This window comes from Streptomyces sp. NBC_01481 (assembly GCF_026339995.1).
Lineage (GTDB): Bacteria > Actinomycetota > Actinomycetes > Streptomycetales > Streptomycetaceae > Streptomyces.
The window spans coordinates 243,534-264,087 of the sequence record NZ_JAPEPT010000004.1 but is presented as its reverse complement, the minus strand read 5'-3'; the positions used below and the strand labels follow the sequence as shown (position 1 = coordinate 264,087).

20 protein-coding genes are annotated in these 20,554 nt (G+C 70.5%); 9 read left to right on the top strand and 11 right to left on the bottom strand.

Annotated features, from left to right (window positions below; genetic code table 11):
* Positions 1-15: 15 nt before the first annotated feature.
* Positions 16-630: a hypothetical protein gene (locus tag OOK40_RS22955; protein ID WP_266485109.1), complete on the bottom strand. Its 615-nt coding sequence runs from the start codon at positions 628-630 to the stop codon at positions 16-18.
* Between the two features lie 238 nt (positions 631-868).
* Between OOK40_RS22955 and OOK40_RS22950 the strand changes: the two genes are divergently transcribed.
* Positions 869-1,165: a DUF1876 domain-containing protein gene (locus OOK40_RS22950; RefSeq protein WP_266485107.1), complete on the top strand. Its 297-nt coding sequence runs from the start codon at positions 869-871 to the stop codon at positions 1,163-1,165.
* A gap of 425 nt (positions 1,166-1,590) precedes the next feature.
* Here OOK40_RS22950 and OOK40_RS22945 read toward each other — a convergent pair whose 3' ends face one another.
* Positions 1,591-2,739 carry a S1 family peptidase gene (locus OOK40_RS22945; protein ID WP_266485105.1) on the bottom strand — a complete coding sequence of 383 codons (1,149 nt, stop codon included), beginning with the start codon at positions 2,737-2,739 and terminating at the stop codon, positions 1,591-1,593.
* 183 nt (positions 2,740-2,922) lie between these two features.
* Positions 2,923-3,450, bottom strand: a complete 528-nt coding sequence (locus OOK40_RS22940; protein ID WP_266485102.1) for an N-acetyltransferase — start codon at positions 3,448-3,450, stop codon at positions 2,923-2,925.
* A gap of 270 nt (positions 3,451-3,720) precedes the next feature.
* Between OOK40_RS22940 and OOK40_RS22935 the strand changes: the two genes are divergently transcribed.
* The 4 genes from OOK40_RS22935 to OOK40_RS22920 all read left to right on the top strand — a co-directional run bounded on the left by OOK40_RS22935 (position 3,721) and on the right by OOK40_RS22920 (position 7,036).
* The gene (locus tag OOK40_RS22935) at positions 3,721-4,017 is read left to right on the top strand and encodes a hypothetical protein (protein ID WP_266485100.1); all 297 of its coding nucleotides are present in this window, start codon (positions 3,721-3,723) and stop codon (positions 4,015-4,017) included.
* An 82-nt stretch (positions 4,018-4,099) separates the two neighbouring features.
* On the top strand, positions 4,100-5,059 hold the full coding sequence (locus OOK40_RS22930; protein WP_266485098.1) for an endonuclease/exonuclease/phosphatase family protein: 960 nt from the start codon (positions 4,100-4,102) through the stop codon (positions 5,057-5,059).
* A 70-nt stretch (positions 5,060-5,129) separates the two neighbouring features.
* The gene (locus OOK40_RS22925; protein WP_266485096.1) at positions 5,130-6,140 is read left to right on the top strand and encodes an SPFH domain-containing protein; all 1,011 of its coding nucleotides are present in this window, start codon (positions 5,130-5,132) and stop codon (positions 6,138-6,140) included.
* Positions 6,137-7,036 carry a hypothetical protein gene (locus OOK40_RS22920; protein WP_266485094.1) on the top strand — a complete coding sequence of 300 codons (900 nt, stop codon included), beginning with the start codon at positions 6,137-6,139 and terminating at the stop codon, positions 7,034-7,036. Before OOK40_RS22925 ends, OOK40_RS22920 begins: the two co-directional genes overlap by 4 nt.
* 52 nt (positions 7,037-7,088) lie before the next feature.
* Here the strand turns inward: OOK40_RS22920 and OOK40_RS22915 are convergent, their stop codons facing one another.
* The 5 genes from OOK40_RS22915 to OOK40_RS22895 form a co-directional block, all read right to left on the bottom strand.
* On the bottom strand, positions 7,089-7,871 hold the full coding sequence (locus OOK40_RS22915; protein ID WP_266485093.1) for a uracil-DNA glycosylase: 783 nt from the start codon (positions 7,869-7,871) through the stop codon (positions 7,089-7,091).
* A 248-nt stretch (positions 7,872-8,119) separates the two neighbouring features.
* On the bottom strand, positions 8,120-8,968 hold the full coding sequence (locus OOK40_RS22910) for an amino acid ABC transporter ATP-binding protein (protein ID WP_323136095.1): 849 nt from the start codon (positions 8,966-8,968) through the stop codon (positions 8,120-8,122).
* 9 nt (positions 8,969-8,977) lie between these two features.
* Positions 8,978-9,808, bottom strand: a complete 831-nt coding sequence (locus tag OOK40_RS22905) for an amino acid ABC transporter permease (protein WP_266485091.1) — start codon at positions 9,806-9,808, stop codon at positions 8,978-8,980.
* Positions 9,775-10,542, bottom strand: coding sequence for an ABC transporter substrate-binding protein (locus tag OOK40_RS22900; protein ID WP_266486523.1), 768 nt, complete (start codon positions 10,540-10,542; stop codon positions 9,775-9,777). The genes OOK40_RS22905 and OOK40_RS22900 overlap by 34 nt, the downstream gene beginning before the upstream one ends.
* A 244-nt stretch (positions 10,543-10,786) precedes the next feature.
* Positions 10,787-11,275, bottom strand: a complete 489-nt coding sequence (locus OOK40_RS22895) for a GNAT family N-acetyltransferase (RefSeq protein WP_266485089.1) — start codon at positions 11,273-11,275, stop codon at positions 10,787-10,789.
* Positions 11,276-11,482: 207 nt separating this feature from the next.
* Here OOK40_RS22895 and OOK40_RS22890 point away from each other — a divergent pair, with 207 nt between their 5' ends.
* A complete protein-coding gene (locus OOK40_RS22890; protein WP_266485087.1) occupies positions 11,483-12,667 on the top strand; it encodes an alpha/beta hydrolase in 1,185 nt (394 codons plus the stop codon).
* Between the two features lie 82 nt (positions 12,668-12,749).
* Here OOK40_RS22890 and OOK40_RS22885 read toward each other — a convergent pair whose 3' ends face one another.
* Positions 12,750-13,475 carry a siderophore-interacting protein gene (locus tag OOK40_RS22885; protein ID WP_266485085.1) on the bottom strand — a complete coding sequence of 242 codons (726 nt, stop codon included), beginning with the start codon at positions 13,473-13,475 and terminating at the stop codon, positions 12,750-12,752.
* Between the two features lie 88 nt (positions 13,476-13,563).
* On the opposite strand from OOK40_RS22885, the gene OOK40_RS22880 reads away from it, so the two are divergent.
* Positions 13,564-15,639 carry a penicillin acylase family protein gene (locus OOK40_RS22880; RefSeq protein WP_266485083.1) on the top strand — a complete coding sequence of 692 codons (2,076 nt, stop codon included), beginning with the start codon at positions 13,564-13,566 and terminating at the stop codon, positions 15,637-15,639.
* A complete protein-coding gene (locus OOK40_RS22875) occupies positions 15,629-16,240 on the top strand; it encodes a GNAT family N-acetyltransferase (protein WP_266485081.1) in 612 nt (203 codons plus the stop codon). The genes OOK40_RS22880 and OOK40_RS22875 overlap by 11 nt, the downstream gene beginning before the upstream one ends.
* A 13-nt stretch (positions 16,241-16,253) precedes the next feature.
* Here OOK40_RS22875 and ligA read toward each other — a convergent pair whose 3' ends face one another.
* Entirely contained in the window at positions 16,254-18,371 is a 2,118-nt protein-coding gene (gene ligA / locus OOK40_RS22870) for an NAD-dependent DNA ligase LigA (protein WP_266485079.1), read from the bottom strand.
* Positions 18,372-18,447: 76 nt separating this feature from the next.
* The gene (locus OOK40_RS22865; protein ID WP_266485077.1) at positions 18,448-18,819 is read right to left on the bottom strand and encodes a DUF4440 domain-containing protein; all 372 of its coding nucleotides are present in this window, start codon (positions 18,817-18,819) and stop codon (positions 18,448-18,450) included.
* Between the two features lie 242 nt (positions 18,820-19,061).
* On the opposite strand from OOK40_RS22865, the gene OOK40_RS22860 reads away from it, so the two are divergent.
* Positions 19,062-20,504 (top strand): PP2C family protein-serine/threonine phosphatase, encoded by a 1,443-nt coding sequence (locus OOK40_RS22860; RefSeq protein ID WP_266485075.1) that lies wholly within the window; start codon positions 19,062-19,064, stop codon positions 20,502-20,504.
* Positions 20,505-20,554: the final 50 nt, after the last annotated feature.

The following is a 20,554-nucleotide window of genomic DNA, read 5'->3' as shown; positions in this document are numbered from 1 at the left end:
TCAGGGGCCTGAGGTTCACAGGTCATGTGTCCGGCCGGACATGCCCGGTTCCGCTTCCGCCCACTCGCGCTCCCACTGCGCGTACCTTCTGCGGTCCATCAGGTGGACGAAACCCATCCACGACACGTAGCAGACTCCGCTCGCCCCGGCGCCGGTGACAATCGCCGTCAGCCAGCCCGCGAGAACCGCCTCCGAAGGGGTCGTCGGCGGCACCCTGGTCGCGGTGCCGTCGGGGCGCGCCCATATCTGGACCGCGGAGCCGACGGGGGTGCCCGGGTCCACCCTGACCCGCGCCGTGTGCACCACGCCGTCGCGCTGCTTCCACTGGACCTGTGCTGCCACGGGGTCGTCCCCCCGGGCCGCCTTGCGCAGACCCGCGTCGGCGACCAGGCGCGCCTCGACCATGTACGAGCCGACAGCGTCCTGGACCTTGTGCATCTCTGCCCGGTGGACGGCGAGCCCCACCCCGGTGGCCACCCCAGGCACGGCCCCGAGGGAAAGCACCACCGCGAAGGCTCCGGCCCACCGCTGCACACGGTCCGACCTGCGGCGCAGAGGATTTCCGCGCGGTGTTCCGCGCTCCGGCTCCGAATGCGTGCCCCGCCCCCAGCCGGGCAGATGTGCAGTCATGGCCTGACCTCGCTCACTCGAAGGACCGAGCCGGCGTCCGCTCGCCCGGTGCCCACGGTGACTGATTTGTCCCACCTCCAGCATGGGCCCAGCGGCCCTCGTCCGACAGCCGGTCGGCCCCCTCGGCCCGAGAGAAATTCACGGCGGGCGCCGGATGGGTGGACCCTGAAGACAGGACAGTGCAGCGGCAACGCAGCGGCGGCCCGCTGCGCGCCGTATGCCGTCGAGGAGGTAGGCCATGACGACACGGACTCTGGAGTGGAAGGTCGGCCTGTACCTGTTCGAGGAGGACGGGACGACAAAGGCGCGGGTGGTGCTGGACACCGGCACCTCGACCCTCACGGGCCACGGGACCGCCCGATGCAGCGCCGAGGACCCGGACGTGCCCGAGATCGGAGACGAGCTCGCGGCAGGCAGGGCCTTCAAGGACCTCGCGGCACAGCTGACGCGGATCGCGGACCGCGACCTGGAGAGCGTGGGCGCCGGTGGCGGTGAACGGCTCGCACCTCCGTACGCCTGGACGACGGCGCTCTAGGCCTTGTCTGACAAATCTCGCCTGGCGCGCGACGCCCGGCACGCACACTCGCTGCGTTGTCGGAGTCATCCAAGTACGTCCAGTACGAGGATGATCCTCCGCCTTGCGATTGCACGCACCGGACGCCGCGCACCCCGCCCTGCGGGCGGACGGCGCTATTTGTCAGACACGGCCTAGGGCGCCCGTCAGGTACGGCCCTGCATGACCCCTGGCCTTGGAGCGGCCCCGGTGATTCCATGTAATGGCCGGGAAGGACCCGAGGACGACGCGGAGGAGCGGCTCACAGCCGCGCACCGCGCAATCAGGATCCGCGAGAAGCGGATAGGGTCCTTCCCGACGCCATGCCCCCGCGTACGGAAAACCCGTCGCGGCGCAGGGCCGGAGCGGCCCTTGATCACGTCGCGACGGGCTCCACCCGTGGGGGGTTACGTCGTGTGCAGGGTCAGACCGTACCGGCCGAGGATTTCGTTGATCGGCTGGTACCAGGTCTCGCCTCCGCCGCTGCAGTTGCCCCAGCCACCGGAGGTCACCCCCTGCGCCTGGTCACCGCTGATGAAGGACCCGCCCGAGTCACCGGGCTCGGCGCAGACGCTGGTCTTTGTCATCTGATGGACCGCGCCCTGGCTGTAGTTGACGGTCTCGTTCTTGGCCAGGACATTGCCGCAGTGCCAGTGCGTCGTGGAGCCCGAGCGGCAGATCGATGCGCCGACGGGAGCCTCGCGCGAGCCGCGGACCAGCTGGTCGGAGACTGTTCCCCAGCCGAGCACCACGGGGACGGTCCACCAGCCGCTGCCGACGTTGACCCAGGCGTAGTCGTTGTCGGGGAACGACGATCCCTGGAAGTTCCCGATGTAGGAGCCGTCCCAGCCTCGGACGCCCATGCCCGGCCGGCCGCAGTGCCCGGCGGTGACGAAGCCTCCGTACACCGAGAAGCCGATGGAGCAGCGGACGTTGCCGGTGTAGTACGGGTCGCCGCCCACGGTGCCGGCGGCGAAGGTCTTCGGGGCCTCGGTGGTCTCCTTGATCTGGACCGGGCCGGTTTGACGGGCGCGGGCGACGAACGTGGCGACATCGTTGTCACCTCGCTCGGAGGCGACGACGTTCACCACGACCCGGTTGGCCTTCGGGTCGACGTGCCAGCTGCTGACCCCGGCGGGCGCGTCGAGCGCGTCGATCTTCTTCTTCGCCGCGTCGAGCTGCTGCGCGCTGTGCGTCACCAGCCGGACCGCGGCACCCGTCGCGCGTACGGCTCCGGCCTTGCGGCCATCGGTGACGGCCACGGTCAGCTTTCCACTCTTCGCGTCGAACCAGGATCCACCGTAGGAGGATCCGGCGGCGCGCTGCGCGTTTGTTTCGACGGCGGCTGCCGTCTTCTCGGCAGTCAGCCGAGCCTGCACCTGGCTCTTCGTCAGACCCAGGTCCTTCTGCATAGCGGTGAGCAGACCGGCGGAGGCGGCGGGCTCGGGAGCGGGGGTGGGCGCCGCGGCGGCGGCCGGGGCGGACCCGGCGGTTACCGAGGCGCCCAGGAGGAGGAGTGCGGACAGTCCGGTACCTATAGCTGTCGTGCGTCTCAAGGCCTTGACCCTTCAGTTGTTCCAGCGTCGTGGGGGATGGAACAGCGAGCAGGCGAGAGCGCTCTCAGAGCGCTCCCGGGCGGACAGTAACCGAAGGCAAGGGAGAGGTCCATACCAACGGGCCCAAGCAGCAAGGCGGTTGGCCGATTACCGCCCCGGTCCCGGTCGGCGTTCCGGAGCCGCCTAGAGAGGTTTGCGCAGGACGATGCTCGGGCGGTTCAGCTCGCGGTCGTTGGCGCGGCGGAGCTCGGTGTATCCGAGGGAGGTCCAGAAGGAGAGCGCCTTCGGATTGTTCTCCAGGACGGCGAGGCGGGAGCCCGTACGGCCCGCCCGGCGGAAACGGTCTTCGACCAGGCCGGCCAGGCGTCGGCCGAATCCCGAACGCTGCCGACGCCGGTCGATCATCAGCAGCCCGATCCATGGATCCTGGTCGTCCGGATCTGTCGGGTGATGGTCCAACGTCACGGCAAGGCCCACCAGTTCGCCGCGCGACCGGGCGAGCAGCACCTGCGCCCCCTCGTGCGCCAGCTCGTCGGCGAGCGCCTTCGCGACCTGCTCGATCCTGATGTCGTACGGGTCGGCGAAGTCGCCGCTCAGCGCAAAGAATTCCTGGTTGGACGCATAGAGTTCGGCGATCTCGGTGAGCAGCTCGCCCGAGATGTCAGGAGCGCCGTGCTCGCCACGGGCGACCGCCAGCTCTTCGAGGATCATGCGCCGCACCCTATCGAGGGCTTCGGGCACCCCGAATGCCGCGCGGCTCCTTGCTGTAACGAGTCGAGCGTCCTCGTGACGCACAGTGGTCGTCACGCAATGTTGACAGCGGCGAGGAGCCGCCACGCACCCTGTTATGGAACCGCGCCCCGACACCACCGCGCGCACCTGTCGCGCAGGTGTCAGACTCGAAGGACGGCGTTTCGCAGAGCTGCGCTCGGAGGCAGCCGTGTCCTTTCACCTTCTCCCACCGTCAGTAAGGCATGCGCCATGACCTGGGCATCGTGGACCACCACCGGAATCTACGCGGGACCCGGCGGCGTTCTCACCGAGGAAGTCGGCGTGATCAAAGGAGACGTGACCGTCCACACCACCTGGTCGGACGGCCAGGCTCAGATCGCCGTTCAGTACAGCGGTGCCTCGGACTGGTTCACCATGTCGGGCAGCCCTGTGCCGTGCCCCTCCGAGGAGGCCAGCCGTACCCTCCACCAGGCCATCGTCGACGCCGTGCGAGATGGAACCGAAGTCCCCGTCACCGCCGCCCACGGTGCGGCTCCGCCGGCCTGAACGGCAGACACCTGGCTCCCTTGCCGTGGCCCTGTCACGATGACAGTCCGGGCAAGTCCCAGTCTCAGGACGGAGCCAGGCCATGCTCTTGGGGACGTGGAATCTCGAGAACCTCTACCTGCCGGGCGGACCCTTCGGCCCCAGCGACAAGGCCTCGTACGAGGCGAAGCTTGCCGCACTCGCCGAAACCGTCACGGCGCTCGATCCGGGTCTGCTGGGAGTCCAGGAGGTCGGTGACCCGCAGGCGCTGGCCGAGCTCACCAGCGTGCTCGGCGGCACGTGGCACACGGCGCTGTCCGAGCACGCGGACAGCCGGGGCATCCGGGTCGGTTTCCTCAGCCGCCATCCGCTCACCGTCATCGCCGACACTGACGCGTTTCCAGGGCAACTGCATGCCGTCCAGAGTGACGACCACGCCGATCCGGCCGCGCGGATGGGCCGCGGCGCGCTGGCCGTACGCGTCGAGCCGGACCAGGGGCCGGAGATCGTCGCCGCCGTCTGCCACCTGAAGTCGAAACTGCTGAGCTACCCTGGCGGCCGGTTCCAGCCACGCGACGAGGGTGAACGCGCCCGCTACGGCGCCTACGCCCTGTTCCGGCGCGCCGCCGAGGCGACCACCCTGCGCGCGCTGGCCGACACCCTGCTCGATGGTCAGGGCAAGCAGCGCGCCGTGGTCGTCCTGGGCGATCTCAACGACGAGGTGGGCGCAGCCACCACCCAGCTCCTTCAGGGGCCGCCGGGTTCCGAGATCGGTACGCCCGGCTTCGAACGGCCGGACAAGGGCGACGCCCATCGGCTGTGGAATGTGGCACCGCTGATCCCGCAGGACCGGCGGTTCTCCCGCATCCACTCGGGACGGCCCGAACTGATAGACCACATACTCGTCAGCCACCGGCTCCTGGACCGGGTGGAATCAGCCGGTACGGGGCTCAGTGGGACGCCCACCCCGCAGCCGCTGCCCTCTGTCGACGAATCCCCCGCCGAGCGCCGCGACGCAGCGGGCTCCGACCACGCGCCTGTCTGGATCCGGCTGCGGTCCTGAGTGCGGTACCGAATGAGCAGCAGCTGCGGTCGCGCGCATTTCGTCGTATTGACGATAAGGGGAGGTTGTCATGGCCGACATCATCAGGCGCTTCGGCTGGCGTCATCTTCGCTCAGCGCCCACCGCCCACGTCCGCCACCACCGGCGGGGCCGGCTCGTCCACGACGGGCCGGGGCTGAGCTTCTGGTACCGAGCGCTGGCGGCGGCGCTGTGCGAAGTGCCCGTCGACGACCGGGAACTGGCCATGGCCTTCCACGCCCGAACGTCCGACTTCCAGGACGTCACGGTGCAGGCGACAGTGACGTACCGGATCGGCGATCCGGCCACCGCGGCCGCCCGGCTGGACTTCTCGATCGACCCGGACACCGGCGTCTGGCGCAGCGCTCCGCTGGAGCAGATCTCCACCCTGCTCACCGAGACCGCCCAGCAGCACGCGCTCGATGTGCTGGCCCGTACCCCGCTGGCCGCGGCACTGGTCGACGGCGTCGCGTCCGTGCGGGGGCGCATCGCCGAGGGACTGGCGGCGGAGCCGCGGCTGGAGGCCACCGGCATCGCGGTGGTCGCCGTGCGCGTCGTCGCTCTGCGTCCCGAGCCCGAGGTCGAACGCGCACTGCGCACGCCGGCGCGGGAGCAGATCCAGCAGGAGGCCGACCGCGCGACGTACGAACGACGGGCCGTGGCGGTCGAGCGGGAGCGCACCATCGCGGAGAACGAGCTCGCCAGCAAGATCGAACTGGCCCGCCGCGAGGAGCAGTTGGTCGAGCAGCGCGGCACCAATGCCCGCCGCGAAGCCGGGGAGAGCGCGGCGGCCGACGGTGTACGGGCCGAGGCGGAGGCCGCCCGCACGGTACGGCTGGCCAAGGCCGAGGCCGAAGCGGCACGCGAGGTCGGCGAGGCACGGGCTCAGGCGCAGGCCGCCTGGCTGCGGGTGCACGCCGACGTCGACGCCGCCACGCTGCACGCCCTGACCGCCACCCGGCTCGCCGAGAACCTGCCCCATATCGAGAGCCTCACCGTTTCGCCCGACGTCCTGACCGGCCTGCTGGCCAGGCTCGGCCGCCCCGACGGGGACCGGGGATGAGCCTCGCGCCGCGGGCGGTGCTCGTGCATCGGACCACCGAGTACGAGGAGTTGCTCGCCCGCCACGGCACGCACGGCCAGGCCGGCTTCTTCCTCTCCTCGCGAGGCCGCGGCATCGAGGAGGTGGCCGAGCGCCACCACCGTGCGCGGCGCACCCTCGCGCAGGTGACGGCGGCGGTTCCGCTTCAGTGGCGGCAGGCACGGGTTGAGCGTAGGGACCTCGACCGCTTTCTGTTCGCCCCCGAGGACGTGGTTGTGGTGGTCGGGCAGGACGGGCTGGTCGCCAACGCGGCCAAGTATCTGTCCGGCCAGCCCGTGATCGGGATCGACGCCGATCCGGGCCGCAACCCGGGCGTCCTGGTCCGCCACCGGGCGGGCGACGCGGCCAAACTGCTCCCCGCCGCCGCGTCCCCGAGCTGCGCGACGGACGAGCTCACCATGGTGGAGGCGGTGGCCGACGACACCCAGCGGCTGCTGGCACTCAACGAGATCTATCTCGGCGCGCGGGGCCATCAGACGGCGCGTTACCGCATCGGGAACGACGACGAGGCGGCACCCGCCGAGGCGCAGGCATCCTCGGGCGTCCTGGTCGGCACCGGCACCGGCGCGACCGGGTGGCTGCGCTCGCTGTGGCAGGAGCGGGCCAGCGCGCTGACGCTGCCCAGCCCTGCCGATCCGCGGCTCATCTGGTTCGTACGCGAGGCGTGGCCCTCCCCCACCACCGGCACGTCGCTCGTGGAGGGAACACTGCGACGCGCCGAGCAGCTCAGGCTCGTCGTCGAGTCCGACCAACTGGTCGTGTTCGGCGACGGCATCGAGAGCGACGCGCTGGAACTGACCTGGGGTCAGACGGTACGGCTCGGTGTCGCGGACACCACGCTGCGTCTGCTGCTCTGACCGCGAGGCTCCGCCCTCCGAGGCAAGGGACTGCGCAAGCTGCGGGTGCTGCTTACGGATTGAGGCCCGCGACGTCGGCCGCGTGCTGGAAGACATCGACGAGCATGGGCAGGGTCAGCCGCCCCGTGAAGGTGTTCTGCCGGCTCGGGTGGTAGCAGCCGAGCAGGTGCAGTTCCCGTCCGGTGCCGGCGCTGGGCAGCGTCACCTGGGCACCGTGCCCGAACACCGGGCGGGGCCGCGGCAGTTGCCACCCCGCATGACTCAGCACCGGCAGCACCGCCTGCCAGCCGAAGGCTCCCAGGACGACCACTGCGCGCAGGGCAGGGCTCAGCAGCTCCAACTCTCTCGCCAGCCACGGCCGGCAGGTGTCCCGTTCACCGGGCGTGGGCTTGTTCTGCGGCGGAGCGCAGTGGACGGGTGCGGCGAGCCGCACGCCGCGCAGTTCCAGGCCGTCGCCGCGGTGTGTGGAGGTCGGCTGCGACGCGAGACCCACGGCATGGAGCGCCTTGACGAGGATGTCGCCGGAGTCGTCCCCGGTGAACATCCGGCCCGTGCGGTTGCCGCCGTGCGCCGCGGGCGCGAGACCGACCACCACCAGCGCCGCGTCCGGGGGACCGAAGCCCGGGACCGGCCTGCCCCAGTACTCCCAGTCCTGGAACGCCCGGCGCTTGGTGACGGCGACGTCCTCGCGCCAGGCCACCAGCCTCGGGCACGCGCGGCACTGGGTCACGGCAGCGTCCAGCTCGGCGAGTCCGGGGCAGCCTGGTGCACGGCGCGCGGGGAAGTCGCGGTCATCGGGGTGCGGTGGTCGAGCCGCTGTTTCGTGCGTTCCCATGAGGTCACGCTAGTGCGGGTGCGGGTGCGGGTGCCGCTGCGCGGGGCTTCACCCCACCCCGCCCCTTCCCGTAACCGGGGGCGCTGCCCCGGACCCCCGCGCCTCAAACTCCCCCAGACTTCGTCCGGGGGGACCCCCACGAGGCTGAAATGTGCGGCCGAGCCGCAAAATGTCACAGCGGGAAGGGGCGGGGTGGGGAACAGGCCCGCCGCAGGCGCCCCGGCCGTCCGCCGCCGCGCACCCCGCCGTCATCCTCCGGACGGGCCGTCAACCGCCTTGCGCACATCCGGCCCGGCTTTCTCCGCCGGTGCCTCCGCCGCCGCCGGGTCCAGGATCCGCATGAGGAAGTTCCTGGTCCGCTCGTGCTGCGGATCGCCCACGACCTGCTCCGCCGGACCCTGTTCGACGATCACGCCCTCGTCCATGAACACGACCCGGTCGGCGACCTCGCGGGCGAAGCTCATCTCGTGCGTGACGACCATCATCGTCATTCCCTCGGCGGCCAGCAGCCGCATCACCGAGAGCACATCGCCGACCAGCTCGGGGTCGAGCGCCGAGGTCGGCTCGTCGAAGAGCATCACCTCCGGGCCCATCGACAGTGCCCGGGCGATCGCCACCCGCTGCTGCTGCCCGCCGGACAGCTGCGCCGGAAAGGCCTCGGCCTTGTCGGCGAGCCCCACCCGGCCCAGGTTCTCCTTGGCCACGGCGGCGGCCTTCGCCCTGTCCCGGCCCAGCACGCGGCGCTGCGGCAGCGTGAGGTTCTCGGTCACATTCACGTGCGGGAACAGGTTGAACTGCTGGAAGACCATGCCGATTCGGCGGCGTACCGCGTCGATGTCCACATCGAGGTCGGTGACTTCCGTGCCACCGACAAAGACCTTGCCGGAGGTGGGCTCCTCCAGCAGGTTCACACAGCGCAGCAGCGTCGACTTGCCCGAGCCCGAGGGGCCGATGACACACACGACCTCGCCCCGGGCAACCTCCAGGTCGATGCCGCGTAGCACTTCGTTGTCCCCGAACGACTTGTGCAGGCCGCGGATCTCGATCTCCGCGCGGCCTTCACCCATGCTGTCCACCGTCTCCGTCTGCTGTGACATCTGGATTCCTCACTTGGCCTTCTCGGCGCGCGCCTCAAGGCGGCGCACCACGAAGCTCAGCGGCACGGTCACGAGGAGGTAGCAGAGCCCGGCGACCAGGATCGGGGTGGAGTTGGCGGTCTGGCTGGCCAGGTCCCTGCCGAACTTGGTCAGCTCCCGCTCCTCCAGTGTGACGCCGAGGAACAGCACCAGCGAGGAGTCCTTGAACAGCAGGACGAGCTCGTTGGTCAGCGGCGGGATGACGATGCGGAAGGCCTGCGGGATGATCACCGACACCATGGCCCGGGCGTGCGAGAAGCCCAGCGATCGGGCGGCCTCCATCTGCCCCTTGGGCACCGCCTGGATGCCCGCCCGAATCGTTTCTGCCATATAGGCCGCGGCGACCAGTCCGAGACCGAGCGCGACCTTGCCGTACGTACCGCCGGGAATCTGCGTCCCGGGGAACGCGAGCGGCACCGCCACGCCCACGAAGATGAAGATCAGCAGAGCGGGCAGGCCCCGGAAGAACTCGATGTAGACGGTGGCGACCCACCGGTAGGGAGCGACCGAAGAGAGCCGCATCAGCGCCACGATCAGGCCGAGCACCAGGCCGAAGGCAAAGCCGGAGAGCGTGTAGACCACCGTGTTGCGCAGCGCGGTGGTGATGATCTCCGGGAAGAGCTCCTTGGCCAGGTCCTTCTGCGCGAACTGGTTCTGCAGCCGGTCCCAGTCGGCCAGGAAGCCGATCGCGACTATCGCCGCGACGAATACGGCGTACTGGATGCCCTGCGATACGCGGCGCCGCTGGCGCCTGGTCAGCCGAGAGGTCACGACGTGGCCTGGGGCAGCGGGCCGATCCACTGCTCGTACAGCTTCTTGTACGTGCCGTCCGCGCGGGCGTCCGATATCGCCTTGTTGATGGCGTCGAGGAGCTTCTTGTTGCCCTTCTTCACCGAGATGCCGTACTGCTCACCGGTCGTGATGTTGTCCCCGAGGACGAACTCGGCGGCGTTGGCCTTGTCCTTGAGCCAGCCCTGGACGACCGGGTAGTCGATGACGACGGCGTCGACCTGGCCGGTGCGCAGTCCGTTGAGGACCGCGTCCGAGCTCTCGAAGGCGACCGGGTCGAAGCCCTGGTCCTTGGCGTAGCTCTCGCCGGTGGTCTCCGCCTGCGCGCCGAGCTTCTTGTCCTTGGCCTTGATGTCCGCCAGGGACTTCACGCCGCTCTTCTTGCTCGCGAGCAGCGCCTGCGTGGCGTCGAAGTACGGGACCGAGAAGTCCACGTTCTTCTTGCGCTCGGCGGTTATCGTCATGCCCGCGGCGGCCAGGTCGCACTCGCCGGAGTTGAGGAAGGCGCCGGTCTTGAAGTTCTCGAACGGCGTGTCCCGGACCTTCTGCTCGACCTTGAGGTTCTTCGCCACCAGGTCGATCAGGGACACGTCGAAGCCGACGACTTTGCCGTTCTGTTCGAACTGGAACGGCGGGTACGGCAGGTGGGTGCAGGTGGTCAGCTGTCCCTTGTGGACCACGGGGACGCCGCCCGCCGCCTCACCCGCTCCGTCGCCACCGGAGGAACAGCCCACGGCGAGGAACATCCCCGCCGCAACGGCTCCGACGGTGGCGCGGGCACGGATACCGGTGTGATTGCGCGATCCGCTGGCCGTCCAGAACACGGGTTGACCTCCATAGGTGTGTGGTGGGCGGCCGTCATGGCGGGCCGCCCGTCGGAGATCGTAAGGCACCGGACGCGTGGGGTGAGGTGCCTGTCCACGATGTGTACCAGCATGTGGGACGGCGTAGCGCGGCAGGTCCTGTCCGGCCCAATGTGCCGGACAGGAGCTAAATGACCTGGATCATCAGCTCGGGACGGTCCCACATCACAGCGGGCGGATTCGCCGGCACGGTGCCGATCCGCCGCGCGCCCACGCTGAGGTAGAAGCCTTCGGCGGGCGGGTGCGAGACGATGCGTACGGCTGAGATCCCGGCGTCATGCGCCGCGCCGATCATGTGCTCGATGAGCAGGCGGCCGACGCCGAGTCCCTGGGCGGCATCGGCGACGAACATCAGGTCCAGCTCCGCGGGGGCGAGGAGGAGAGCGTAGAAGCCGAGCACTCTGTCGTCGGCGCCGAGTGCCACGAAGACGTCGTGGGTCTCGATGTAGTCGGGACCCACCCGGTATCCGGCGATCATCGGGGCGTACGGGCCCTGGTAGGCGCGGGAGTCGCGTACGAGCTTGGTGAGCCTCTTGGCGTCGCGGACGGTGGCTCGTCTGATCCGGACAGCCTCCGCGCGCGCCCCGCGGGCGGCACCGATCATATGCGCACTCATGCAGAGAGTATTACCTGCCACGGCCGACAGCCGCGGGCCTGCACATGTTGCCCCACCTGACGGCGGACATTTCCGGACGCCTGTCCACCGTGAGCGGTAGCGCGAGTTGGCCCCGTGGAGTGACGCCGCGCCCTCGGGCGCTTCCTAGGCTCCCCCTTCATGAAGCCGTCGCCCCCTGCGCGGCCAACGGGAGAAGGGACCTCCTCGATGCCCCAAGTCCGTCATGCCGCCGTCGCCGCCGCGCTGGTGCTCTCACTGGCCGGCACCGGGACGGCGTTAGCCGCTCCTCAGCACGGTCCCGCCGTCGCCGCGCCCGCGTCCTCGGACGCCAAGGAGGTTCGGCTCTCCCTGCCGCGCCCGACCGGGCCGTACGCCGTAGGACGCGAAACCCTGCACCTCGTCGACACCTCCCGCACCGACCACTGGGTGCCAGAGGCGGGCGCCCGTGAGCTGATGGTGTCGATGTACTACCCGGCGCGGCCGGGAACCGGCACACAAGCCCCGTACATGACCACCGAGTCGGCCCGGCTCCTGCTGGAGTACCAGGACCTCGACAAGCTCGTCCCCGCCGAGGTTCTCAGCGGCACCCGCACCCACTCGGCCACCGGCGCGCGGCCCGCGCACGGCCGCTTCCCGCTGGTGGTCCTCTCTCCCGGCTTCACCGCTCCGCGTACGACGATCAGCGCCCTCGCGGAGGAACTGACGAGCCGCGGCTATGTCGTCGCCACCGTCGACCATGCCTACGAAGCGGTGGGAGTGCCGTTCCCCGGCGGCCGGACCCTGCCCTGCACGGCATGTGAACTCGCCCAAGACGAGGCCGATCACGAAGCGATCGCCAACAGGCGGGCCAAGGATCTCTCCTTCGTACTGGACAGATTGACGGGACGTCACCCGGCCTGGCGGTATGCGCGCCTGATCGACCCGAAGCGGATCGGGATGGGCGGGCACTCCATCGGGGGCGCCAGCACCGCCTCGACGATGGCTCTCGACCGGCGGATCCGCGCCGGTGTGAACATGGACGGCGGCTTCGCCACCGCGCCCACCGCGGCCGGGCTCGGCGGACGTCCCTTCATGCTGCTCGGTACGGAGGCGGGCCACAGCCCGGGCGGCAGCAGCGACCCCACCTGGGACCGGGCCTGGCGCCGTCTCGACGGCTGGAAGCGCTGGGTGACGGTCGCCGGTTCCGGGCACTTCGCCTTCACCGATCTGCCGGTGCTCGGCGCGCAGTTGGGGATGAGCGATCCGGCGGAGCCGCTGCCGGGGCAGCGCGCGGGCGAGATCACCCTCGGCTATGTGGGCGCCTTCTACGACCTGCATCTTCGGGGCATCCCCCAGCCGCTGCTCGACGGGCCTTCGCCGCAGAACCCGGAGGTGAAGCTGCACAACCCCTGATCCGCTGCGGGGGCGGGCGTCAGTCGTAACTCCTCCCGGACCGGCCGGCCGCTCGCCGCGGCCGGCCGGCGCGCCACCCCCCTCACGCCGCGCGCCAGTACCCCAGGGCGTTGACGCGGTCCTTGGGCAGCCCAAGGTCCTTGCGTACGTAGGTGGTCAGCGCCCGGGTCGTCGCGGTGTCGCAGGCGATCCATACGTACGCGCCCGCCGGGTCGTCGAGCAGGCCGGGCAGTGCCGCCTTCACTTCGTCGACGAGGTGGGCGCCCGCGTCGCGGCGCGGGACCTGCTGGAGATCGTGGTGCGTCGGGTCCAGGCGCAGCGGCAGGTCCTTGTCCGAATCGTGCGTCGTCTCGAACCAGATCGTCGCCGGTACTCGCGGCAGCGCGTCGAGCAGGGAGTTGATCGCGGGGAGCGAGGCGGGGTCGCCGATGACGAAGAGCCGGGCCGGCAACGGGTCGGGGGCGGTGAAACCGGTTCCCTGGAGGGTGGCCTCGATCGTGTCACCGGGCTGGGCCTTGCGCGCCCAGTCGCTGGCGCAGCCGTCGTGGAGTGCGAACTCCAGGCTGAAGGTCCCGGCGGCCGGGTCCGCGTCGACCAGGGTGTAGGCGCGCTGATGCGGCTTGCCGCCGTCGTCGAACCAGATACGGACCCACATGGTGGGGTGTACGCCGGTCAGCGCGAGCATGCCGCCGTCGGTGAAGTGCACCCTGCGGAAGTGGTCGGTGACCTCCTCGGCGCCGGTCACGGTGAACTCGAAGTCCTTGCCGCGCATCAGTTTGAGGACGACGCCCTCCCAGCCATGCCCCACAGCGGTCTCCTCCCCTGGGCCGGGTTTGTCACCCGAACACCCGTGCTTTAAGTTAGGCCAGCCTAACCTAAAGAGTCAGGGAAACAGAGTGAGCACAAGGATCTACCGGGACGCCTTGGGAATCCCGCACCTGCGGGCGGACAGCACGAGCGAACTCGCCTTCGCCCAGGGGCGCAATGCCGCGCTGGACCGAGCCTGGCAGATCGAGGTCGAGCGGCACCGGTCACAGGGAACCACCGCCGCGTTCCTGGGCCGAAGCAGCGTCGGGTGGGACGTCTTCGCCCGCCGGGCGCGGCTCGACGACACCGCCCGGCGCTGCTTCGGCACCCTCGACGCGGACACCGCCTCGTGGATCACGCGGTACGTCGACGGGGTCAATGCCGGTCTCGACGAGGGCGCCCGCCGGGGAACTCAGTTCGCGGCCGCCGGACTGGCCCCCGGACACTGGCACCCCTGGACGCCGCTGGGGATCTGGCTCTCCACCCACATTCTCTTCGCGGGCTTCCCCACCAAGCTGTGGCGCGAGGAGGTCGCCCGCGCCCTCGGCGACGAGGCGATCGAGCTGTTCGCCACCGACATGAACGGCACGTCGGGAAGCAACGGCTGGCTCGTCACCGGCGAGCGCACGGCCGGCGGGGCGCCGTTGATCGCGGGCGACCCGCACCGGTTCATCGAGGACCCGGGGATCTATCAGCAGATCCGCCTGGCCTGCCCGGAGTTCGACGTGGTGGGTCTTGCTGTGCCGGGCGTCCCCGGAATCGCGCACTTCGGGCACACCGGGAGCGTGGCCTGGGCGATCACCAATGCCATGGCTGACTACCAGGACCTCTACCGGGAGCGGCTGCGAAGACGTGGCGCGGACGTGGAGGCACTCGGCCCGGACGGCTGGCGTCCTGCCTCCGCGCACCGGGAGACCGTCGACGTCGGGGGCGGTGACCCGGTCGTGGTCGAGGTGATCGAGACCGCGCGCGGGCCGGTCGTGATCGGCGGCCCCGACGAGGAAGTGGCGATCAGCCTGCGCGTTCCTCCTCGGGTGAGCGGGGACCTCGGCTTCGGCGCGCTTCCCGCGCTGCTGCGGGCGCGGACGGTCTCCGATGTGGACCGGGCCTTCGACCACTGGTCGGAGCCCGTCAATGTCGTACAGGCTGCGGACACCGCGGGCGGACTGCTGCACCGAGTCGCCGGCGAGGTGCCCCTGCGGCACCCGGACAACCGGCTGCGTGTCGTGCCCGCCTGGGAGGCCGCGCACAACTGGCGCGGCCGGAGCGAACCGCTGCCCCGCGAGAGGGTGGAAGGCGTCGCGGTGATGGCGAACCAGCGAGGTCTGGCCGCGCCCCTCGGAGTCGAGTTCGCACCACCGCACCGGGCCGAACGCATACGGGCCCTGCTCGAGGAGTCGCACACCTGGACCGCCAAAGGCATGGCCACCGTCCACACGGACACTCGACTCGCCTCCGCCAAGCCCCTGTTGGAGCTGATCGCCACGCTCGGCGGGCTGAGCGCGGACGCCGCGGTCCTACGGGACCAGCTGCTGGGCTGGGACCTCCGGATGGACGCGGACAGCGTGGACGCGACCGCCTATACGGAGGTGCGGTCCGCGGTGGTGCGGCGCATCGCGGACCATCCGGAACTGGAGGAACTGGCCACACGGGTCGAGTCCGCGCCGTATCCCGAGCTGTTCCGGCCCTGGCTGGCGCTCGTCCCCCGCGTCGCCTTCGCACTGGAGGGACTGCTGACGACCGCTGCACTGCCCGGCCTGAATCGCGCGGATGTCGTACGCGCCGCGCTGGAGGAGGTCGCGGGCACGGTCCGAACGCCCACGCCCTGGGGTGAGCGGCACCGGCTCGCACCGTGGCAGGCACTGCCCGACGCGGAGCCGGACGCCGAGCCCGAAGTGTGGCCGGGGCTGTCCGGCGACCACGACTGCGTGCTGTCCACGTCGAGCGTGCCGGGCATCACGGACCACGGCATGCGAGGACCGGCGGCTCGCTATGTGTGGGACCTGGGGTGCCGCGACGACAGCCTCTGGGTGGTCCCCTTCGGCGCGTCCGGGATACCCGGCGACGCCCATCACCGCGACCAACTGCCGCTGTGGCTGCGCGGAGAACTCGCCCCCGTCGTCACCGACTGGAACCGACTCACCGAGGAGAGCCATGACGTCTGAATCCACCGCGCAGTCCCCCGCCCGCCAGGACGCCGCCCGGCCCCGCGACGCCGTGTTCGAGAAGGTCGTCGACGGCTTCGGGACTGTACGCATCGTCCCGGTGGATCCCGCGGCCGACGCCGGTCTGATACACGGCTGGGTCACCGAGGAACGCGCCCGCTACTGGGGAATGACCGACCACAGCCGCGAGCAGGTGCTGGAGATATACGAGTACCTGGACTCGCTCACCACCCACCATGCCTTTCTCGTCGAGCGGGACGGTGAGCCGGTCGCGCTCTTCCAGACGTACGAACCGGACGCCGACCCGGTCGGCGAGTGCTACGACGTGCAGCCCGGCGACCTCGGGGTCCACCTCCTGATCGGCCCCGCCAACGGCGCCCCGCAGCAAGGCTTCACCGGCGAGCTGCTCGGCGCCTTCATCGCCTACGCACTCTCCGACCCGGCACACCGGCGGATCGTCGTCGAGCCGGACGCCCGCAACACTAAGGCCATCGAGCGCATGGTGCGGGCCGGTTTCGTGCTCGGACCCGAGATCGACAAGCCGGAGAAGCGGGCCCGGCTGGCCTTTCTCAGCCGCGACGCGATGGCGCGCCGCGGCTGAGCGCCCGTGCCCGTCACCCGGTCCGGTCGAGGAAGTCGGCAACCAGCTCGGCGAACTCGTCCGGGCCGACGACCCGGGTGCCCAGCTGCTCGGCCTTCTCCCGCTTGGATCCCGCGTTTTCACCGGCGACAAGCAGTGAAGTGCGCTTGGAGACGCTGGAGGAGGACTTGCCGCCGGCTCGCTCGACGAGTTCGTTCATCTGGTTGCGGGAGAGCTTCTCCAGGACGCCCGTCATCGCGCCACTGACCACGACGGTCATCCCGGCCAGCGGGCCCGCGTCGGCGGCGGCCGCCTCGCCCCCGTCCTCCTCGGCCTCGACCGGCGGGGTCGCACCGGGCTCGGTCATATTGACGCCCGCCGCGGCCAGCCGGTCGATGAGCGGTCCCAGCTCGGCGAGTTCGGCCACCACCATCGTGGCCTTCTCCACGCCGATGCCGTCGACCCGCTGCAGGGCTTCGGCATCGGCGGCTCGTATGTACTCCATCGTCGCGAAGTGGCGCGCGATGCGGCGCGACATCGAGCGGCCGGTGCCGCGGACGCCGAGCGCGCAGAAGACCCGGGACAGCGGCCTCTCCTTCGCCGCCCCGATGGCGGCCAGGAGATTGTCGGTACTCGTCTCCCCCATCCTCTCCAGGCCGAGCAGCTGCTCCCTGGTGAGCGAGAACAGACCGGCGAAGTCGCTGACCAGGCCCGCCTCGACGAGCTGGACGACGCGCGTCGTACCGAGGCCCTCGATGTCGAGCTGGTCGCGCCCCGCGGCGTACGAGACGGAGGCCACCAGCCGGCAGTCGCGCCCTCGCACGCACCGCCAGCGCTGCTCGGAGGTGTCGATCTCCGAGCCGCACTGCGGGCACGCCTCGGGAAAGCCGATCGGCTGCTCGTCCCCGGTACGCAGATGGGCGACCGGCGCCTCGATGCGCGGGATGATGTCGCCCGCCTTGTAGACCATCACGCGGTCGCCGATGCGCAGATCGCGGCGGGTGATGTCGGCGGGGTTGTGGAGGGTGGCATAGGTGACGGTCGATCCGTCGATCTCCACCGGCTCAAGGACGGCGCGGGGCGCAATGATGCCGGTGCGACCGACATTCCACTCCACTCCGAGCAGGGTCGTCACCTTCTCCACGGCGGGCAGCTTGTACGCGATGGCCCATCGCGGGGCACGCGAACCGTTGCCCGCCGCGGTCTGGTCGGCGGCGAGGTCGGCCTTGATGACGATGCCGTCGATACCGAACGGCAACTGAGGACGCAGCGCCCCTATCTCACCGACGCGCGCCTGAATCTCCTCGACGGTGCTCAGGGTGCGAGGCGCGACGGCGGTGGTCTCGGCGGTGGTCTCGGCGGTGTGCACACCGAGGCCCGCGACGTATGTCATGAGAGCGCCGTGCGGCCACTCCCCCAACTGCTCAGCTAGGACCTCGCCGGAGTCGGCGAGCGCCAACGCGCCGTAGCCGAAGAACGTCATCTCCACCCGGTACTCGCGATCCTTGGCGCGCAGCGTGCCCGCCGCGCCGTTGCGCGGGTTGGCGAAAGGGGCACCGCCGTGCTCGGTTCGCGCCGTGTTGGCCTGCTCGAACTGCTCGTTGGTCATGAGCACTTCGCCGCGCACCTCCAGGGTGACCGGCTCTGCCAGCCGGTACGGCAGGCCCGTGATGGTGCCGATCGCATGCGAGACGTCCTCGCCCGCGCTGCCGTCACCCCGGGTGATGAGCCGGACGAGCCGCCCGTGCTCGTAGCGAGCGGCTATCGCCAGGCCGTCCAGCTTGGGCTCGACGCTCCACTGCTCGACCGGCCGGCCGATCCGGCGCTCCAGCGAGGCGGCCCACGACTGCAACTGCTCGGCGGAGAAGACATTGTCCAGGGACAGCATCGGCACCGTGTGCGGCACATCCCCCACGGCCACGCCTGCGGCCACCTTCCCGGTCGGCGACCGGTCCGCCGTCTCGTCCGGATGCGCCTGCTCGTAAGCGGCGATGCCGCGCACCAGCCGGTCGTACGCATCGTCGTCGAGGTTGCTCTCGCCCGTCGCGTAGTACGCGGCGGCGGCCTTCGTCGCGGTCTCGACCGCCTCGGCGTAGGCAGCGGAGTCTTCGAGAGTCGCGGCAGCGGCATGCGCGGGAGTTGAAGTCGTCATGGCTCTCATAGTGCCGCCCACCACTGACAACGGCCCCGGCCCGCGCTCCCGCGCCCGGCCGTCGACTCGGCCCCGCCTACTCCGAGCCGATCGGCGTCCCCTGATGGAAGTACAGACGCCAGCCCTCGGGGTTCCTGCGCCACAGGGAGCTGCGGCGGGCCCTGCGACCGCTCTCGTCGGACACGTACGTCACCTGAACGAGCCCGGGAGCCAGCAGCGTGCCATGCAGGTCACTGACGGCGACGGGCTTCACCGGCTCGCCCGGAACCGGTGTCGTCGTGCTCAGAATCGTCGTACGGTCCCAGCGCTGCCCCGATGCCCCGAACTCGAAGAACTCCGGGTCCAGCAGCTCCAGGACCTCGTCCGGCGAGGCTCGCACCACCGGATCGAGCAGGTGCAGTTCCCCCTCGACCGCCGCGTCGACCGATTGTTCCGCCTCGTCATACATGGCGCGAGCCTTGTACCGTCAGAGGTGTCCGTCAAGCGGAGAACGGGCGCGGCGGGCAGTGTCGCCTCGAAGGCGTACACGACGCCGTCGCAGACCCGCCCGGGCGGCCATTGGCATATGGCAGAGGCACCACCGTATCGAGTGTTGCCAAATCCCTTACGGGCCATCGCTCCCTGTGCAACAGTCGTAACCGGTCCATTTGTTGAGACCTGGCTGTGGCCGCGCCTGTATCGGAGTACGACATGCCGTCCCATGTGTTCGCGGACCGTCCCGCCCCGCAGCCGCCCGAGCGCGGCACCGTCGACGCGCTGATCACCCGGACGCGCCGGCTGCGCGGCGACGTGGACGCCGTCCGCCGGGACGCCGCGACGGACGAGGACGACCCGCAGGGGCGCTGGCAGCGGGCACTGTGCGACCTCGCCGTTCACCATCTCGACGACCTCGGCTCACACCTGGGACAGCTCAAGGAAGGCCTGCCGCAGGAGCCGCTCGACGCCTTCGAGGACGAACTCGCCGAGTACGAGGCGGACAACGCCCGGAGCACCGGATCGCTCCTGAGCCGGGTCGGCAGCGCAGAATGGAATCTCCTCACCGACGAGGTGAGCTGGTCCGACGAGCTGTACCAGATCCTCGGGCGCTCCCCGCAGAGCGGCCCCATGTCTCTGGACGAGCTGCCCTCCATCGTCTTCGCGGAGGACCAGGGCCTGCTCACCGCGCTGGTGACGGACTGTCTGGTGGACGGCCGGCCCATCGACGGCGAGTTCCGTATGGTGCGCCCCGACGGCCGGGTCCGCACCGTTCACATGATGGGCGAGCCCGTACTCGACTCCGACGGATCGACCGCCGCCATGTGGGCGGTGCTGCGGGACGTCAGCGAATTGCGCCGCAGCCAGCGCGCGGTCCGCGAGACCCGCGATTCCCTTCAGCGCCGGCAGCACTTCGCGCAGACGGAGCACCGGCTCGCCGTCGAGCTGCAGGAGGCCGTACTTCCGCCCTGGCGGGGGTCCTTGCAGTTCCCGCTCGACGGCGACGGGCCGACCGCGCTGGATGTCGCGGCGCACTATCTGCCGTCCGCCAACAGCGCGTTGATCGGCGGCGACTGGTACGACGCGCTCCAACTGCCCTGCGGCGAGTCACTGTTGAGCGTCGGAGACCTGACCGGCCACGGCGTGACCGCGACTTCGGCGATGGCGATGCTGCTGGGCGCCCTGCGCGGAATGGCCGTTGCGGGGATCAGGCCCGGACCACTCATGGCGCATCTCAACCAGCTTCTGGAGACCTCGGTGCAGCCCGCCCTGGGCAGTGCGGTCTGTTGCCGCTACGACCCGGCGAGCCGGACCCTGTCCTGGGCGCAGGCGGGCCACCCCGCCCCGCTGCTGTTCCGCAACGGGACGGGGCGCGCCCTGACGCCGCCCGACGGGGTGCTGCTCGGTGCGACGTCCGGCGCCGAGTACGAGCAGGCCGAAGTGCGGCTGCTCCCCGGCGATCTGCTCATCCTGCACACCGACGGCCTGACGCGCAGGAACGCTGCCGAGGAGGGCGACACCGACCGGCTGCTCGCGCTCGCGCCGCGGTTCGCCGAGGCCCGCGACGCCCAGGAATGCGTACGGACGGTCGTCGAGACCTTCGGTGAGGACGGCCGTGAGCACGACGCCTGCGTGATGGTCGCGAGGATCGGCGTGTAGAAGGCCCGCGTGGGCAGGCTCGCCCAGTGGGTCGGTAGAGGTCAGTAGTG

What these genes read in the sequence shown, in the direction of transcription:
- OOK40_RS22955 (WP_266485109.1), bottom strand. Translation starts at nt 630, where the DNA reads ATGACTGCACATCTGCCCGGCTGGGGGCGGGGCACGCATTCGGAGCCG.
- OOK40_RS22950 (WP_266485107.1), top strand. Translation starts at nt 869, where the DNA reads ATGACGACACGGACTCTGGAGTGGAAGGTCGGCCTGTACCTGTTCGAG.
- OOK40_RS22940 (WP_266485102.1), bottom strand. Translation starts at nt 3,450, where the DNA reads ATGATCCTCGAAGAGCTGGCGGTCGCCCGTGGCGAGCACGGCGCTCCT.
- OOK40_RS22935 (WP_266485100.1), top strand. Translation starts at nt 3,721, where the DNA reads ATGACCTGGGCATCGTGGACCACCACCGGAATCTACGCGGGACCCGGC.
- OOK40_RS22930 (WP_266485098.1), top strand. Translation starts at nt 4,100, where the DNA reads ATGCTCTTGGGGACGTGGAATCTCGAGAACCTCTACCTGCCGGGCGGA.
- OOK40_RS22925 (WP_266485096.1), top strand. Translation starts at nt 5,130, where the DNA reads ATGGCCGACATCATCAGGCGCTTCGGCTGGCGTCATCTTCGCTCAGCG.
- OOK40_RS22920 (WP_266485094.1), top strand. Translation starts at nt 6,137, where the DNA reads ATGAGCCTCGCGCCGCGGGCGGTGCTCGTGCATCGGACCACCGAGTAC.
- OOK40_RS22915 (WP_266485093.1), bottom strand. Translation starts at nt 7,871, where the DNA reads ATGGGAACGCACGAAACAGCGGCTCGACCACCGCACCCCGATGACCGC.
- OOK40_RS22910 (WP_323136095.1), bottom strand. Translation starts at nt 8,968, where the DNA reads ATGTCACAGCAGACGGAGACGGTGGACAGCATGGGTGAAGGCCGCGCG.
- OOK40_RS22900 (WP_266486523.1), bottom strand. Translation starts at nt 10,542, where the DNA reads ATGTTCCTCGCCGTGGGCTGTTCCTCCGGTGGCGACGGAGCGGGTGAG.
- OOK40_RS22895 (WP_266485089.1), bottom strand. Translation starts at nt 11,275, where the DNA reads ATGAGTGCGCATATGATCGGTGCCGCCCGCGGGGCGCGCGCGGAGGCT.
- OOK40_RS22890 (WP_266485087.1), top strand. Translation starts at nt 11,483, where the DNA reads ATGCCCCAAGTCCGTCATGCCGCCGTCGCCGCCGCGCTGGTGCTCTCA.
- OOK40_RS22875 (WP_266485081.1), top strand. Translation starts at nt 15,629, where the DNA reads ATGACGTCTGAATCCACCGCGCAGTCCCCCGCCCGCCAGGACGCCGCC.
- ligA (WP_266485079.1), bottom strand. Translation starts at nt 18,371, where the DNA reads ATGACGACTTCAACTCCCGCGCATGCCGCTGCCGCGACTCTCGAAGAC.
- OOK40_RS22865 (WP_266485077.1), bottom strand. Translation starts at nt 18,819, where the DNA reads ATGTATGACGAGGCGGAACAATCGGTCGACGCGGCGGTCGAGGGGGAA.
- OOK40_RS22860 (WP_266485075.1), top strand. Translation starts at nt 19,062, where the DNA reads ATGCCGTCCCATGTGTTCGCGGACCGTCCCGCCCCGCAGCCGCCCGAG.